Annotated in this window: 13 protein-coding genes and 1 riboswitch; of the genes, 5 read left to right on the forward strand and 8 right to left on the reverse strand. The window is 36.2% G+C overall.

Annotated features, from left to right (window positions below; all coding sequences use genetic code 11):
- Positions 1-504: 504 nt before the first annotated feature.
- The gene (locus J3U42_RS05045; protein WP_267335834.1) at positions 505-1,371 is read right to left on the reverse strand and encodes a YicC/YloC family endoribonuclease; all 867 of its coding nucleotides are present in this window, start codon (positions 1,369-1,371) and stop codon (positions 505-507) included.
- Between the two features lie 152 nt (positions 1,372-1,523).
- Between J3U42_RS05045 and rph the strand changes: the two genes are divergently transcribed.
- From rph to J3U42_RS05060, 3 genes are all read left to right on the forward strand, one after another.
- A complete protein-coding gene (gene rph / locus J3U42_RS05050; RefSeq protein WP_220219348.1) occupies positions 1,524-2,240 on the forward strand; it encodes a ribonuclease PH in 717 nt (238 codons plus the stop codon).
- A 13-nt stretch (positions 2,241-2,253) separates the two neighbouring features.
- On the forward strand, positions 2,254-2,901 hold the full coding sequence (gene pyrE, locus J3U42_RS05055; protein WP_267329700.1) for an orotate phosphoribosyltransferase: 648 nt from the start codon (positions 2,254-2,256) through the stop codon (positions 2,899-2,901).
- Positions 2,902-3,166: 265 nt separating this feature from the next.
- Complete coding sequence (locus tag J3U42_RS05060) at positions 3,167-4,315, forward strand: SIMPL domain-containing protein (protein ID WP_267335836.1); 1,149 nt, start codon at positions 3,167-3,169, stop codon at positions 4,313-4,315.
- Between the two features lie 181 nt (positions 4,316-4,496).
- Here the strand turns inward: J3U42_RS05060 and J3U42_RS05065 are convergent, their stop codons facing one another.
- The gene (locus J3U42_RS05065; RefSeq protein WP_267335838.1) at positions 4,497-5,201 is read right to left on the reverse strand and encodes a GntR family transcriptional regulator; all 705 of its coding nucleotides are present in this window, start codon (positions 5,199-5,201) and stop codon (positions 4,497-4,499) included.
- A gap of 176 nt (positions 5,202-5,377) precedes the next feature.
- On the opposite strand from J3U42_RS05065, the gene J3U42_RS05070 reads away from it, so the two are divergent.
- Together J3U42_RS05070 and J3U42_RS05075 are read left to right on the forward strand one after the other, a co-directional pair.
- A complete protein-coding gene (locus tag J3U42_RS05070; protein ID WP_267335840.1) occupies positions 5,378-7,252 on the forward strand; it encodes a glucose PTS transporter subunit IIA in 1,875 nt (624 codons plus the stop codon).
- 15 nt (positions 7,253-7,267) lie between these two features.
- Positions 7,268-8,704, forward strand: a complete 1,437-nt coding sequence (locus tag J3U42_RS05075; RefSeq protein WP_220219343.1) for a 6-phospho-beta-glucosidase — start codon at positions 7,268-7,270, stop codon at positions 8,702-8,704.
- Between the two features lie 122 nt (positions 8,705-8,826).
- On the opposite strand, the gene dinB is transcribed toward J3U42_RS05075, so the two are convergent.
- The 6 genes from dinB to J3U42_RS05105 form a co-directional block, all read right to left on the reverse strand.
- Positions 8,827-9,882: a DNA polymerase IV gene (gene dinB, locus J3U42_RS05080; RefSeq protein ID WP_267335842.1), complete on the reverse strand. Its 1,056-nt coding sequence runs from the start codon at positions 9,880-9,882 to the stop codon at positions 8,827-8,829.
- Between the two features lie 83 nt (positions 9,883-9,965).
- Complete coding sequence (gene cptA, locus J3U42_RS05085; RefSeq protein WP_267335844.1) at positions 9,966-11,672, reverse strand: phosphoethanolamine transferase CptA; 1,707 nt, start codon at positions 11,670-11,672, stop codon at positions 9,966-9,968.
- A gap of 301 nt (positions 11,673-11,973) precedes the next feature.
- Positions 11,974-12,678, reverse strand: coding sequence for a thiamine ABC transporter ATP-binding protein ThiQ (gene thiQ / locus J3U42_RS05090; protein WP_416380443.1), 705 nt, complete (start codon positions 12,676-12,678; stop codon positions 11,974-11,976).
- Positions 12,665-14,233, reverse strand: coding sequence for a thiamine/thiamine pyrophosphate ABC transporter permease (gene thiP, locus J3U42_RS05095; RefSeq protein WP_267335848.1), 1,569 nt, complete (start codon positions 14,231-14,233; stop codon positions 12,665-12,667). The genes thiQ and thiP overlap by 14 nt, the downstream gene beginning before the upstream one ends.
- A gap of 13 nt (positions 14,234-14,246) precedes the next feature.
- Positions 14,247-15,245, reverse strand: a complete 999-nt coding sequence (thiB, locus tag J3U42_RS05100) for a thiamine ABC transporter substrate binding subunit (protein WP_267335850.1) — start codon at positions 15,243-15,245, stop codon at positions 14,247-14,249.
- A 40-nt stretch (positions 15,246-15,285) separates the two neighbouring features.
- A riboswitch (TPP riboswitch) is annotated at positions 15,286-15,393 on the reverse strand.
- 43 nt (positions 15,394-15,436) lie between these two features.
- Positions 15,437-16,081, reverse strand: coding sequence for a hypothetical protein (locus J3U42_RS05105; RefSeq protein WP_267335851.1), 645 nt, complete (start codon positions 16,079-16,081; stop codon positions 15,437-15,439).
- Positions 16,082-16,173 lie beyond the last annotated feature (92 nt).

A 16,173-nucleotide genomic window follows, 5' to 3' on the forward strand; every position in this document is an offset into this window, starting at 1 on the left:
CTTACTTATTTCTAAAACATTTAAAAAGTTGAAGCAAAATACAAAAAACGACTACTTGTAAACATCTGTCAGCGTTAAAATTGTCAATTAATTATTATTTTCATTAGACAATGATAGATATTGATTATAAAAAGGCCTGTTATTCTAGACAGGCTAAGTTAAAAGTAAAGATAAATAAATAAAAAATTGTAAAGATCTGAATTGGTAAGGTAATTCAACTCAATTTAAAGATGATTGACGAAATTACAAAATAACATTTAGATAGGTCAGGACAAATAACACGCTAGACGCTCTTACTTTGAGGGATGAAGGTATTGGAGAAAAGAGTCAAATCGGCAGGGAAAACTAACGAAAAATAGCTACAGAGACATAGATACATGCAATAACTCTATGCAATAACTACTGGGCAAACAAGATACAATACCTGTTGTGCCCAAGTTAACATAAAAGCGAGAAGATCACATAAGTTTGATAATTGATGACTTGTATCTGCAATAATTAAACTTACTCAATATTTTGTACTTGCTCTCTAATTTGTTCTATCAACACTTTTAGTTCAATTGCACTAGCAGTCACTTGCGCATTAATTGATTTTGAGGCAATGGTATTGGTCTCACGGTTAAATTCTTGCATCATAAAATCCAATCGACGCCCGACAGCTTCGTTTTTCTTCAAGATTGAATAGGTTTCTTTAACATGTGTCATTAGACGGTCTAGCTCTTCAGCAACATCAATTCGCTGAGCTAACAGGACTATCTCTTGTTCTAATCGAGAACTATCAAGGTCAATATTTACTTCTTCTAACCTACTTTTTAACCGTTCTTTCTGCCATTGAAGTATTTGAGGCATGAAAAGACGAATTTTCTCGACTTCGGCGCTTATCCCTTCTAATCGTTGAGTGATGAGTTGACTTAACGCTTGTCCTTCACGTTCCCGAACAGCAATAAACTCATCTAATGCCGTTTCTAATAACGCTAAAATTTCTTGTGAGATTGTATCTAAATTTTGCTCTTTAGCGGAGAGAACGCCAGGCCAACGTAAAACATCAATCGGATTGACTTCGCCGGATTGATGCTGTGCGGCAATCCAATCAGCGGCATTTAATATTTGCTCAGCTAGCTCTTTATTTAAGGATAATTGTTGATGTTGAGTAGCTGGGTCTAACTCGAATCGTAAACTACATTCGACTTTACCTCGTGTTAATCGGTTTCGTAAACGTTCACGAATCAGCGGTTCAAGTGAACGAAACTGTTCTGGTAATCGAATATAAGTCTCTAAATAGCGTTGATTGACCGAGCGCAGTTCCCAAGAAGCATTTCCCCATGATTGGTTTAACTCTTTTCTTGCATAAGCGGTCATACTTGAAATCATGATTGTGTCCTAATTTTAGCAAAATGTTGCTGGGCATTGTATCACAAATTCTGTATAATGTGCCCTTAGCTTAGGCTAAACATCAACGCTATCTGGTTGGTGTCCTCCTAAATGAATAATCAAGACATTTTTTTAAACTGCTGGAGAATTGCATGCGCCCGTCTGGTCGAACTGCGGAACAAGTCCGCCCTATCAAAATTACCCGTCATTATACTAAGCATGCAGAAGGATCTGTATTAGTTGAGTTTGGTGAAACAAAAGTACTTTGTAATGCAACAGTTGATGAAACTGTACCGCGCTTTTTAAAAGGTCAAAATCAAGGTTGGGTAACCGCCGAGTATGGTATGTTACCACGAGCGACTAATTCAAGAACGCAACGTGAAGCGGCTAAAGGTAAACAAACTGGTCGAACAATGGAAATTCAACGTCTTATTGCCCGTTCATTGCGAGCGATGATCGACCTTAAAGTACTGGGTGAATACACAATCACTTTAGATTGCGACGTTATCCAAGCTGACGGTGGTACTCGAACTGCATCGATTACCGGCGCCTGTGTAGCACTCAATGATGCTATTAACACCATGTTAGCCAATGGTCAAATCAAACAAAACCCGATTAAATCTTTAGTTGCTGCTGTTTCTGTCGGCATTGTAGAAGGTGAAGCGATATGTGATTTGGAATATATTGAAGATTCTAATGCGCAAACTGATATGAATGTCGTTATGACAGACGATGGCCGCATAATTGAGATTCAAGGAACAGCAGAAGGTGAGCCATTTAGCCATGATGAGTTATTAAAATTATTAGACTTAGCCAAAAATGGCATAGCAACTATTATAAAAGCTCAAAAACAGGCCTTAAAAGATTAATTGGAGATAATCGATGAAATCATATAAAAGTGAATTTATTGAATTTGCTTTGGATCGGCAAGCATTAAAATTTGGCGAATTCACCTTAAAATCAGGTAGAAAAAGCCCCTATTTTTTTAATGCTGGATTATTCAATACCGGTAAAGATTTAGCGTTATTAGGCCGTTTTTATGCTGCGGCATTGATGGATGCCAACTTAAAATACGATGTTATTTTTGGTCCTGCCTATAAAGGCATACCAATTGTTTCATCAACGGTTGTTGCTTTATCAGAACACCATAATGTAGATGTTCCTTATTGCTTCAACCGCAAAGAAGCTAAAGACCATGGCGAAGGCGGTAACTTGGTTGGTAGTTCAATCTATAAGCAACGTGTTATGCTTGTTGACGATGTAATTACGGCCGGTACAGCGATTCGTGAATCAATGCGCATTTTAGAAGATAATCAATCGAAACTAGCAGGTGTCCTGATTTGTTTAGATCGTCAGGAAAAGGGACGAGGTGATTTATCTGCCATTCAAGAAATTAAACAAACCTATCATTGTGATGTCATTTCCATTATCACTCTAGATGATCTTATTCAATATCTCTACAAAGATCCAACAAGACAAGGTCAAGTAAAACAAGTCGAAGCTTACCGTGCCGAGTATGGAATCAAATAAAATCAACCCCGTGTAACTTAACTATTATTAGTAACAAAAGCATCGTAAGATGCTTTTGTCAATTTATTGTTTTAACCCCCAATTTATTGTCAATTTTATCACTCCGAAGTTTTTACATCTTTTTACAACTTTATACATTTTTAAGACATATTTGATTTTTTTTGAATTACAATCTCTTTCATACAATAAAACGTATACTTGTTAAAATCTTAAACAAGATACTGACCAGTAATACAACAAAAAAACATAAGGCAATAAGAAAACAATGATAAATATAATAAAAACAAAAAAAACAGGGATTTTGTTAGCGATGTTCCTGAACTTAGGGGCTGCTTCGGCAGTCCATTCCTTTCCAAATTCTAACAACTTAAATGTTACTGATGCCTATCTTGAACTTGAAAAATCTAAATACGGAAATGGTTTAGTTCCAGTCGGAACAATTGATGTCAAACATTTAGAAATTATCAGATTGAAACCGGATGTTGTAAACTTTAGCGTAACAGTCAATAGCGAAGGGTTAACACTTACCGAAGCATCGGAAATTAATGATAAGAAAATAAAAGAATTTAAAGATTATTTAATTAAATTAGGGTTGTCAGATAAAAGTTTAACTTCTGTGGGGTATGACAACCAAGAGAAAGAGGAAATAGTATATAAAAAAGTTGCAGGGATAGAGCGGCAATATAAAGCACGCTATTCGATATTTATATCGATTGAAGATAATGATAGTTTTATGAAAGTAAAGGAAGTATTAGGTCAACATAATATTTATGAACTGGTAGGCGAGTCTCAAACTCCAAACTCTGATTCGTATAATTTTATCATCAATGCAATAGCCAATAGTGAAAAAGAAGCCGATAAAAAAGCGAGGGATATTTATTATGCCATTGTTGAAAAATTAAATAAGTTGAACTTAGATACTACTTCAATTGCCGCTACTGATGTTAGCGCCTATAGCCCCGACGGATTAAAAGAAAAACATCAAACGATCACTCACCGTTTAGCGATTAGCACAGATAAAATTGATGAAATAGGTAAAATTATCGGTAAAGCTCAAGAATTGGATATCATCGTTAACAATGATGCCCGTTACGACGTTTCAACAAAAGCTAAGCAAAAAGCAATTGAAGATGTTGAACCATTATTACTCCAGAAGTTGGAAGATAAAGCAACCTCATTTTTATCGAAAAAATATATTTTAGGTGCGCCTACCCGAATTGATATCACAGACTTAGCTATCGTTGAAAAATTAAACAATAATTACTCCTTTGAGGATAGAGGTTCTATACGTATGGGTATTGGTATGGATAGATACCTAAAAAAAGGCGTCGATATTTCGATTCAATCGGAGCAGAAAATGCAGTTAATCATAACCGGTACTTTTGAAATGCTTAAGCAGAAAGTTAATGAGTAATATTATGTTTAGATCCAGATTGATTTATATCTTTGTTCCACATGTTTTACTTGACAATAATTAGTAATTTAATCTCCTTAATTAGTGGTTGTGATAGTTGTTTGTAATAGTTAGTTAAGATAGTTCGCTACTAATTAAGGAGAAATTTTTTATCCGCTCGATTTTCCCTTACGACTTTATCTTACTTAGAATGACTTTGTACATAAAATTTTGCATTATCGTAGTGATAAATAATTTTCGAAAAATCAAATGGCTCACCCGCTGAAGTATAAAAAATTTCTTCCACGCAAAGTGCAGGATCGCCAGCTTGTAAACCTAAGTATTGTGCGATTTCATCATTAAGCTTAATTGCCTTAAAATATTTATCAGAAAAACCAATATTAATTTTACAAATATCTTGAACATAGCTAAAAATTGAGTGTTCGGCAATTTCTTTATTAAGGTAGGGTACGAGCTTTTTGCGATAATATGATTGCTCAAAACCATACACTTTGCCATCAACATAACGCAAACGTTTTATATAATAAACTTGCTCAGTATCATCACACTGTAAGGTCTCTTTTACTTTAGCATTCGGCTGCATTAAATCGACATTAAAAACTTGTGATGTGCCAGGTAGATCGTTTAAATCAACACTAAAACCATGACTCTCTAGAAAATTAAGAAACCCCTGCTTTTTAGGTTGTCGTACGAAGATGCCACTACCTTGTATTTGATAGATAACACCATGCCGCTCTAATCGATTAAGTGCCTTAATAATAGTTGTTCGACTGACTTGATATTGAGCAATTAACCCTTCAATATTGGGTAATTGAGTGTCTTTTGGCAATTTTTGCCGATAGATTTCTTGTTTAATCTTTTCGGCAACATCTTGATATTTTAGCATTTATTTCTCTTTATTGTTTTTATAAATAAATAGCTCTCATTGTAACTTGTTTTAAGTAATTAGTAAGCAGTTTAGGTTAAAAATCAGATCTAGATCACAAACAATATAATTGGTCATTAACAATTTTAAAATTAGGTTTAAGATAAGCTCATTAATTAGTCTAAGGAGCTTAATCGATGTCATCAAAAATAAGAGATTATAATAAACTTGCGGTCGATATTTTACACGAGCTGGGTGGTGAAAATAATATTGTCACCGTTGCTCGTTGCACTACTCGTTTGCGTATAGTAACTGAGAAAACACCGCCTGAGGCAAAAGACAATATTGCCAATATGCCCGGTGTGATCACCGTAGTTGAAAAAGGAGGACAAATACAAATTGTTATTGGAACAAATGTAGAAAAAGTTTATAACGCCTTTATTCAACTTATCAACACCGATAATAAAGTCGCCAATGAAAGCCAAGCCAGCGTACTTAATCGCATCATTGCTACCATGTCAGCGGTATTTGCACCATTTGTGTATGTTTTGGCCGCTGCCGGTATATTGCAAGGGATCCTGATTTTAATTAAATTAGCATACCCGGCGTTTGAGACAACCGGTACTTGTCAAGTTTTAAACTTTATATCATGGGCTCCTTTTGCCTTTTTACCAATCTTTATTGCCATAACCGCTTCTCAACATTTCCGCTGTAATATTTATATTGCCGTTGCTTGTTGTGCGGCGCTGCTATCACCAACATGGGCTGAATTAGCCACACTAATCAAATCCGGACAAGAAATTGATTTATTCGGTATTGCATTATCTGAAACTACTTATACTTCTACTGTCCTACCTCCACTTTTTTTAGTTTGGTTATTGTCTTATTTAGAAAGAGCTTTAGAGCCTCGCTTACATAGCATCATTAAACCACTATTAATGCCACTAATCTGTTTAGTTGTTATGGTACCTCTTACACTACTAGCAATTGGTCCAATTACTGCCGGTGCAGCGCACTATATTGCCAGCGGTTATAACTGGGTGGTTAATTTAGCGCCTTCGATTGCCGGTGGTCTTATTGGTGCTGTATGGCAAGTATTTGTTATTTTTGGTGTGCATTGGGGGATTACGCCAGTTATCATCGAAAACATTAATCAATATGGTCAAGACTCATTCCAAGCGTTCCAAACTATTGCCGTTATTGGTCAAGTGGGCGCGGCATTAGGTTTTTATCTAAAAACCAGAAGCAAAGATATGAAGGGCGTGTCACTTTCAGCATTTGTTACCGGTTTATTTGGCATAACAGAACCGGCGATTTATGGGGTAAACTTACGCTTTAAACGACCATTTATTTACGGTTGTTTATGTGGTGCGTTAGGTGGAATTGTTGCTGGATTCTTCTCACCATATTACTATACTTACGCCGCTTTACCGGGACCGTTAACAATTGTGAATGCGATTAATCCGGAACATACCGGATCCTTCACTGGCGTCCTATTGGGATCAGCTATCGCCTTATTTGGTCCTGTATTATTAATGCAATTTTTAGGCACCAATGAAACCGAAAAAGGTAGTGCCAATAACATTGAAAATGATAATCCTAAAGTAATATTAGATGAAGTTGAAATTCAAAGCCCTATGACTGGCAGTGCTTTACCACTCTCTGAAGTACCCGATCCAGCTTTTGCTCAAAAATTAATGGGTGAAGGTATTGCTATTGAGCCAACTGACAACAATGTTTACGCACCAGATAATGGTATTGTCACCGCTGTATTTGAAAGCTCTAAACATGCTATCGGGTTAACACTGGATAATGGTGTAGAATTGCTGATTCATGTTGGAATTGATACGGTTAATTTAACCAATAATGAATTTAGCTACCATGTAGCATTAAACCAAAGAGTCAATAAAGGGGATTTACTTATCAGCTTCGATCCTGACAAAATTAAACAAGCAGGCTATCCACTGATTACACCGATTATTATCGTCAATACCGATCAATATCAACAGATCACATTAACGGAAAATAAACCGGTTACCCCTGAAGATATCGTATTTATAATTAAGCAATAAGAAGGAACAACAAATATGAAGCAAAAACCATTTTTATGGGGCGGTGCATTAGCCGCTCATCAATTCGAAGGTGGCTGGAACGAAGGCGGGAAAGGTCCTAGCGTTGTTGATGTTATGACCGCTGGTGCTCATGGTGTGCCTAGACAAATTACCCAAGATATTCAAGCAGACAAATTTTATCCAAATCATACTGCTATCGATTTTTATCATAATTATAAAGATGATATTAAGTTGTTTGCCGAATTAGGCTTAAAATGTTTACGTACTTCAATTGCTTGGACACGTATTTTCCCTAAAGGAGATGAGTTAACGCCGAATGAAGAAGGCCTTCGTTTTTACGATAATGTGTTTGATGAACTCATTGCTAACGGAATTGAACCGGTTATAACACTTTCTCATTTTGAGATGCCATTACACATTGCCCGCCATTATGGTGGTTTCCGTAATCGTAAAACGGTAGAATTTTTTGAACGATTTGCGATTGCTTGTTTTGAACGATACAAAAATAAAGTTAAATACTGGATGACATTCAATGAGATCAATAACCAAATGGATACCAGTAATCCGATCTTCTTTTGGACTAATTCCGGGGTACAAGTCAAACCGGGGGAAAATCCACAAGAAGTCCTTTATCAAGTCGCACACTATGAGCTATTAGCTAGTGCGAAAGCGGTAATCGCCGGTAAAAAAATTAATCCGGATTTCCAAATTGGTTGTATGATTTCTCATGTGCCTATTTACCCATATTCTTGTAATCCTGAGGATATGATGGCATCGGAAATCGCTATGCATCAACGCTTCTTCTTCCCTGATGTGCATGTACGTGGTTATTATCCGGCTTATGCGCTTAAAGAGTTTGAACGTGAGGGGTATAAACTTGATATCACAGCCGACGATTTGGCACTGTTAAAACAAGGTACCGTCGATTACATTGGTTTTAGTTACTATATGTCGACAGTAGTTAAAGCGGATGTGAAAAACGACAATCGCGATAACATCGTCAATGGCGCATTACCAAATGCGGTTGAAAATCCTTATATTAAAAGTAGTGATTGGGGTTGGCCGATTGACCCTGAGGGATTACGTTATACCTTAAATCGCTTATATGATCGCTATCAGCTACCGTTATTTATTGTCGAAAATGGTTTTGGTGCCATTGATGAATTAGAGAATGGTAACCAAATTCATGATAAACCAAGAATTGAATACTTAGGCGCACATATTAAGGCGATGTTAAAAGCGATTGATTATGATGGCGTTGATATTATGGGTTATACCGCATGGGGGATTATCGATGTTGTGTCGTTTACCACTGGTGAAATGAAAAAACGGTATGGCGTCATCTATGTTGACCGTGATAACGAAGGAAACGGTAGCATGAAACGTTATAAAAAAGATTCATTTGAATGGTATAAACACGTCATTAGCACTAATGGTCAATGCTTAAAGTAAGCTTTTAGGCTAACGCTCAATTTAAAATAAAGGGGAGCAGTTTGATTAAACACTCCCCTACTTTTATTGTTAACCATTAATTGGGCTTCTATTTGGATTTGGTAATTTTGCTTAAGCAAAAATCAAAAATTAAAAATCAATTGTTTATCCAGTTGTGGATCGATAAGCGTGACATGAAAACCGATAAGGCGCACACCCCGATCTTGTCTGCGCTCATGCCAAACTTTATAAGCCTGTTCAATCAAATCCTGTTTATCGAGTTTCGACCACACATGCTCTTGAGTAGTCAGCTGAAAATCATCAAACTTGAATTTTACCCCTTGTCTGGCTATTGATAAATCAGAACGTACTTTGCTTAATCTTTTTTCAAGTTCATCAAACAAAGGATCAAACTGCATAAGGCACTCTTCCCAACTATGAATATCATTAACCAACGTACGCTCAACCCCAACTGATTTTCGTTGCCGATCATTACACACTTCTCGTTCATCAACACCTTGACAGCGTTCATATAAGATTCGACCAAATTTACCAAATTGGTTAAGTAGTTTGTTTAAATCATAATTGAGCACATCTTTACAGGTATAAAGTCCTAGCTCAGTCAATTTCTTTTCGGTCACTTTGCCGACACCAGGAATTTTTTTCAACGGTAATTGCTGAATAAAACTATTTACCGCATCGGGTGTAATCACATATTGCCCGTTAGGTTTATTCATGTCGGAAGCAATTTTGGCTAAGAATTTCAGCGGAGCCACTCCCGCTGATGCGGTAAGTTCAAGCTCATTGTAAATCGTTTGACGAATATCTTGCGCAATTAAGGTCGCCGACCCTTGGCATAACTTACAATCGGTAACATCTAAATAGGCCTCATCGAGCGATAGTGTTTCAATAGCTTTGGTATAACGCTGGAAAATTTGATGAATTTGATTTGATACCTCTTTATAAACAGCGTGCCTGCCCGGTATCACTTTAAGATTAGGGCATAACTTAACCGCTTGTGCCATTGACATGGCACTATGAATACCAAATTGCCGAGCCTGATAATTTGCGGTGGCAACTACGCCACGTTTACGCGGATCACCCCCTACCGCAATTGGCATATTACGGTAACGGGGATTATCTCGCATTTCAACGGCGGCATAAAAACAATCCATGTCGACATGAATAATTTTTCGCATAATGGCTTTTTAACTAGATCGGTAATATAACTGTATAAATATACAATATCATACCTTAAAAACTTGTGCAAACCGCTAAAAAATTACTTAAGCAACTTATCGAAATCAATGAGTCCATTTTTATCATACGGATCGCCTATCCAGCGGATCGATTGATGAAAATTAGGGTTCACTATACTTTTTTCCGGCTGGTAAGAATCATAACTCAAACCGGCTAAATCAGACCATGTGTGAATCAAATCTTGAGTACTAAATTTACGCTCTACATAGGATTGATAATTATTAGGATGACTTGCTCGCCACTTAGGCGATTGCCAAAGCATAAATGGTATCGTATACATTGTTTGGGTTGGTGCTTTTTCATTGCGCCCTAACACATCATGTGGCGGTGATTGGTAAACATCTTCCCCATGATCAGAAAAATACAACATAAAACCGTTTTCTTGGCTATTTTTAAACAAGTTAAAAAGTGTGGTTGTGACATAATCGTTATATCTGATCGCATTATCATAACTGTTATAATAGTCTAACTTTTCATCATCAATCTTAAATGCTATTTTGTCTTTATCTTTAAAGTAATTCCACTGTTCATCTTTAGGATAACGCAAGGAATATTTCATATGGGTACCAAGCAAGTGTATAACAATAAATTTCTTCTGCGCCGGATCGTTTAACACTTCTCTAAAGGGTTCGAAAACGGATGAGTCATATTGTCTTGAACTTTGATTACGATCGTTATTCATGTAAAACTGTTCATCGGCCTGCTTAGAAAACATAGTTAGCATTGTATTGCGTTTGGTCATAGTTTGCTGGTTAGTTATCCAAAAAGTTTTATAACCAGCCTGTTTCATTAAATGTATTAACGACGGTTTTTTCAAATAGAGATCCGGATGCTGTTCATCAGCAAAGGTTAAAGCTTGTTGCAATATCTCAATGGTATAAGGTCTTGATGATACCACGTCATTGAAAACCAAAAATTCCGGATTCTCTTTTTTAAATTGCTCTATTTGTGGTGTTGTCGGCCTGTCATAACCGTAAATGCCCATACGTTGACGAGACGTTGACTCACCAATGACCAGCACCAATGTTCTTGGTGTATCACCATTAGCATCTTTTAAATTTTCAAAAGCAGGCAGCGTTTGCAAATGATTCAAAATATTTTCCATATTAGTTAATTGCGAACGATAGGCTAAATAGCTATTTAAAAGTTGCCATGGCACGGTTGTTTCCATGCGAGACATTAAGTGCGCTGTTGCTTTTTCAAATGAAGTCTTTTTAACTGCCATACTAATAAATAACGGCATTAAAGCATAAGTGATAATTAACAGCGAGCAGATCCACTTGGTCGAATTTTTAACATAAATCGGTTTTACTTTTCGCCAAAGATAAATACCGATTAAAATATAAATCACTAATACTGCTAATAACTTAAAGCTAAAATATTGTTGAATAAATTCATGAGATTCATTGTAGTTTGATTCAGCCATAACGAAAAAGACACTTTGTGAAAACTCTTGACGATAAATCACAAAGTAACCAATGGAGATAAGCGACAAAGCGCCAATAACCAGTCCATAAACGGCGGCAATTTTCCGGGTATGATTTGGAAACAGCAGAACTGGTATCAGCCAAATTAAACTATAAATTATCGCATCACGTAACCCAATTAAATTCGAATGACCCGATAACACAATATAGAGTTGTAACGCACAGGAAAAGTAACAAAAAAATAGAATAACAAAAATAAGTGCAGACCAGCTAAATTTTTGGTTGTCTTTTAACTTTTGCATGAATATCTAACAATATTAAATAATAGGTGATAACACTTTATCTAGCCTAAATTAATAAAACCTTAAAGGCGCAATAAGCGCAATTTATGCAGCAGTCTTTGCTAAAAAAATAAGTTAACAGGCGGGGATCAATAATGGAATTGACTGAAAAAAGCCAAACTTTCTAGTTAACGAGTCGATGCAGTAGGATTTTGATAACAACCACTAAACCATTTGTTCCTTTAATTAAAAATCTCAGTCAAACTGGCAATATTCATCTATTTAAAATTTGCTATTAGCACTATTGGCCAATGCCACCAATTTAGCCAATCTTTAAGCCTAATATTTTAGCTATATGCTGATTTTCAGAAAGTTTCAACTTTTCGGGATGATCATTAAAGATAATTTGCCCATTATCAACAACCAAACAGCGTGAAAAATAGCTTAGAGATTCATCCAGATAATGTGACACCATCATCAAAGTCAGACCATATTGATTACAGATCTGATCTATCAGCGCTAACATCTCAAATCGCAGCGCTTGATCTAACGCCGAAAAAGGCTCATCTAATAGTAAAATAGGACGATGTTGAATCAAACATCGGGCAAGCGCCACACGTTGTGACTGACCACCGGAAAGCTGTTCAGGAAAACGCCCGGCAAACCCTTTAAGCCCAATTTGCTCGAGTATATGACCTATCAACGACTGCTCATTAGCACTCAATTTTAAAGAGGGTTTGATGCCTAATGCAATATTTTGTTCAATGGTTAAATGGCTAAATAAATTATTATGCTGAAATAGCATAGATGTCGGACGTTCGCTCGGTGGCAAATGGGTAACATTTTGCTGATTAAGAAAGATATTTCCACATTGAGGATAAACAAAGCCGGCAATAAGATTTAACAGCGTACTTTTACCTGCGCCACTAGGACCAACGACAATCACCCGCTCTTTAGCGGCGATGTTGAAGTCAAAATAGGTTTTGAAATCATCGTGCTGATAACTGATTTGGTTAAGTTCGATCATCATCTATCACAACCAATATACTTAAAGATAAGATTAATAAAAAAGCAGCAGTAACCATACTATCATGATAATAATAATGTGATATTTGCTCGTATAAATAATAAGGTAATGTGATCACCGATTGCCCACCAAACAACGCAATCACACCAAAATCGCCCAACGATAAAATCATCGAAAATGCAAAACTCATCATAATCAATTTTTTTAATGCTTTAAATTCGATTAAATAAAAATGCTTTAAACCGGTAATATTGAGCGATTGGCTAAGCTGCCAGTAACGCAAAGTAACATCATACATGGGTGCGGCAAGATTTTTAAGCACAAAAGGTAATGCCATAAGCCCATTACAAAGCATAACCAAAAGACAAATAAACAGCGTATTATCGGCGTAACGAAATAGCAGTAAAAAAAGCCCCGATGCTAAAACCATACTGGGAATAACCAAAATTAACGAGCCGATCATCATTAAATAATTACTCAATTTTGTCTGCTGGAAAACAAGTAAACGGCTATTCGTCCAAAGTAGCGACACGCCTAACAACATAGCAATCATCGCTGAGCCTAAAGCAATCAAAATGGAAAACATTAACGCTGATAGAAAAGATTGATTAATCGCAGATAAGCGAAAATAATAAATCCCTTCAACCAGTACCGTCAGCATCGGAAGAAAAATAAATAGCACACCTATCCAAATGATGATTCTACATAAAAAACCTAAATAACCCGGTATGGCGAGTTGATAATTGGCTTTAACAAATTTTATGCTAAGTTTCTTTTGTTGATTCAATTTTTGCATCAACAAAATAAAAGTTACACAGCACACAATCTGCAACGCTGAAAGCACAACCGCTTGCATAATGTCAAAATCACGGATAGATTGATAGATTGCCACTTCAATTGTGGTAAACTTTGGTCCCCCACCCAGCGCAAGCACAACGGCAAAACTGGAAAAACAAAGCATAAAAATTAATGCTGCCATAGGTAAGATTTGCCGGCGCAACAAAGGCCATTCAATCAGTTTAACAAAGGCAAAATGAGAAAAATTAAGCTGCGCTGCTAACTGTTTATGTTCGACCGGCACACTTATTAACGTTCGATAAAATAAACAGCAGGCATAGGGAAAATTCAAAAAAACATGCGCCAATAAAATACCCTGTAACCCATAAATCGACAGCGAATAAGGTAAATTAAGAGACTGAAAAAAAACCGATATTAGACCCTGCTTGCCATATACCGACAATAGTCCGGTAACAACCACTAGTGTTGGTAAAATAAAGGTGATCGGCATCAGCTTTAATAGCAGTGCTTTGCCTTTAAAATCAACCATTGATAAAGCTTTCGCCATTAATAATGCAAAGCCGATAGATAAAACAGTCGATAACAGTGATTGATAAAACGTTATTGCTAGAATATGTAATAAATAACTATCAAAATAGACAGTTAAATTATCAGACTCTATGGCAAAGCGAACTAGTGCAAAAAGCGCCGTTGCTAATACCATAAAAATAAAACTAGCGGCGCCAATACCTGCCATTAGCGGTTTTAATTTAAACATCAAATTAACCGTTTTATTTGATCACCGCTGATTGCCATTCACGAATCCACGCTTTTTGATGCTTGCTAACTTGTTCTGCATCAAATTCCAGCGGCTTGTCTATCGGTTTAATTTGCTCAAAAGCCGGTGGTAAATCAGTTTTGATAATTGGATACATCACATTTTTTTCAGCAAATAAACGTTGCACTTGTGGTGTTAATAGATATTTTAAAAATTGGCGAGCCAATGGAACTTCTTGGCTATATTTGATAATACCGGCTACCTCAACTTGACGATAATGTCCTTCATCAAAAATGGCCGCTACATAGCGATAATCGTTATCATTTAAAATATGCGCAACCGGTGAAGTGTTATAACTCAACACAAAATCAGCTTCGCCTTTCAAAAACATATTGTAAGACTCGCTCCAACCTTTGGTTACTGTAACGGTATTTTTCGCTATTTTTTGCCACGCTGTAGCGGCATCGTCACCATAAACTTTCTTCATCCAAAAAAGCAATCCTAAACCGGGTGTACTGGTTCTGGGATCTTGATAAATAATTTTCCAATTTGGCTTGTTATCAACTAATTGATGTAAAGATTGAGGTGGATTTTTAATTTTCTCTTTATTATAAATAAAGGCAAAATAACCATAATCATAAGGCATAAAATCTTCATTCCACCAATCGGTATTTAAGTTATCCGGTTTCTCAATTTGATGAGGTATAATGATATCGGCAAGTTTAGCTTGTTCTATCAGATTGTTATCTAACCCCAAAATCACATCAGCATTGGTTTTATCACCTTCAAGCCGAATACGATTTAAAATCGATACACCGTCTCCCAATGTTATCACATCAAGTTGACAGTCACACTGCGCCTCAAAACCTTTTTTGATAGCTTCACCGGGACCCCACTGTGACATAAAAGAGTTATAACTATAGACGGTTAAAGTTGGCTGCTCAGCAAAGACAGCGCCGGCAAAGCACAATAAAGGAAAAACAATAGACAATAACAGATTGTGACGAAACATTTTGCCTCCAAAATAGTAAGTAAAAGACAAAAGGTTTGAGCAGATATTATAACTCAAATCCCTCCGCTGGCATGATCCAGTTCAGGTTCGACGGGTTATGTTAGCAAGTTAACATTCTCAGCCCAACTCGGCACCCCGTTGAGAACGATATTAGTTTAGAGGCTCAAGGTTTAATTGTAAATAGTTACCCTTCACTGTTGCCATTCAAATTTCTCTGCCATTTTGGAAGAGACTAACTTAAATTGCCCTTGATTAATCTGATATATCTGTTCTTTATAAAATTCCGGCTTAGGATCTATATATTCATAGTCCTCATCATAATAGTAAGTCACAAACTGTTTTAGGTTTATTGTTAAATCTTCATTGACAGAAAATTGATTAAAACTACTAACATCTTCATAGCGATATTGACTATCTAAAAGCAAAGCATCAATCAATTTACCTTGTTCATCGTAACTATTTAGTTGAATATTTAACATCTGGGTATCAGCTTCACCATAACCATTGTAAATTATCACTTTATAGAGATAATTATCCTGAACAAAGCCACCTACTACGTAATAACGGATATCTTGTGTAAATCGATCATATCCAAAAGACTCATTTTTAATCGGAAAATTGATTTCTTGCTCATTCAAGAGTTGAGTGAGTTTTGAATACTTGTCTAAAAAGATAGCGTAACCATCCTTATCTTTTTTATAGTATTTTATAAATTGTGAAGAAGTTATGGGGAGTTTTAGGTTTGGCACAGTGTCGGGGGCTTGAGCAAAGGCTAAAGCAGAAAAAAATAAAATTATATTGACAATTACACCCCATTTAACAAATTTTTGGAACATTTATCACTCTCTCTATTTATGCAATTTATTTTGAACATAAAGTAATCTATGTCACGCTAATTTACAATAATTTTATCTTATACAAACACGCT

Source organism: Gilliamella sp. B2923, from assembly GCF_026536565.1.
Lineage (GTDB): Bacteria > Pseudomonadota > Gammaproteobacteria > Enterobacterales > Orbaceae > Gilliamella.

Bases quoted from the DNA above. Each gene is read 5' to 3' on its own strand.
- pyrE (WP_267329700.1), top strand. From the start codon at position 2,254: ATGAAATCATATAAAAGTGAATTTATTGAATTTGCTTTGGATCGGCAA.
- J3U42_RS05060 (WP_267335836.1), top strand. From the start codon at position 3,167: ATGATAAATATAATAAAAACAAAAAAAACAGGGATTTTGTTAGCGATG.
- thiP (WP_267335848.1), bottom strand. From the start codon at position 14,233: ATGTTTAAATTAAAACCGCTAATGGCAGGTATTGGCGCCGCTAGTTTT.
- J3U42_RS05045 (WP_267335834.1), bottom strand. From the start codon at position 1,371: ATGATTTCAAGTATGACCGCTTATGCAAGAAAAGAGTTAAACCAATCA.
- cptA (WP_267335844.1), bottom strand. From the start codon at position 11,672: ATGCAAAAGTTAAAAGACAACCAAAAATTTAGCTGGTCTGCACTTATT.
- J3U42_RS05075 (WP_220219343.1), top strand. From the start codon at position 7,268: ATGAAGCAAAAACCATTTTTATGGGGCGGTGCATTAGCCGCTCATCAA.
- J3U42_RS05070 (WP_267335840.1), top strand. From the start codon at position 5,378: ATGTCATCAAAAATAAGAGATTATAATAAACTTGCGGTCGATATTTTA.
- thiQ (WP_416380443.1), bottom strand. From the start codon at position 12,678: ATGATCGAACTTAACCAAATCAGTTATCAGCACGATGATTTCAAAACC.
- J3U42_RS05105 (WP_267335851.1), bottom strand. From the start codon at position 16,081: ATGTTCCAAAAATTTGTTAAATGGGGTGTAATTGTCAATATAATTTTA.
- J3U42_RS05065 (WP_267335838.1), bottom strand. From the start codon at position 5,201: ATGCTAAAATATCAAGATGTTGCCGAAAAGATTAAACAAGAAATCTAT.
- dinB (WP_267335842.1), bottom strand. From the start codon at position 9,882: ATGCGAAAAATTATTCATGTCGACATGGATTGTTTTTATGCCGCCGTT.
- thiB (WP_267335850.1), bottom strand. From the start codon at position 15,245: ATGTTTCGTCACAATCTGTTATTGTCTATTGTTTTTCCTTTATTGTGC.
- rph (WP_220219348.1), top strand. From the start codon at position 1,524: ATGCGCCCGTCTGGTCGAACTGCGGAACAAGTCCGCCCTATCAAAATT.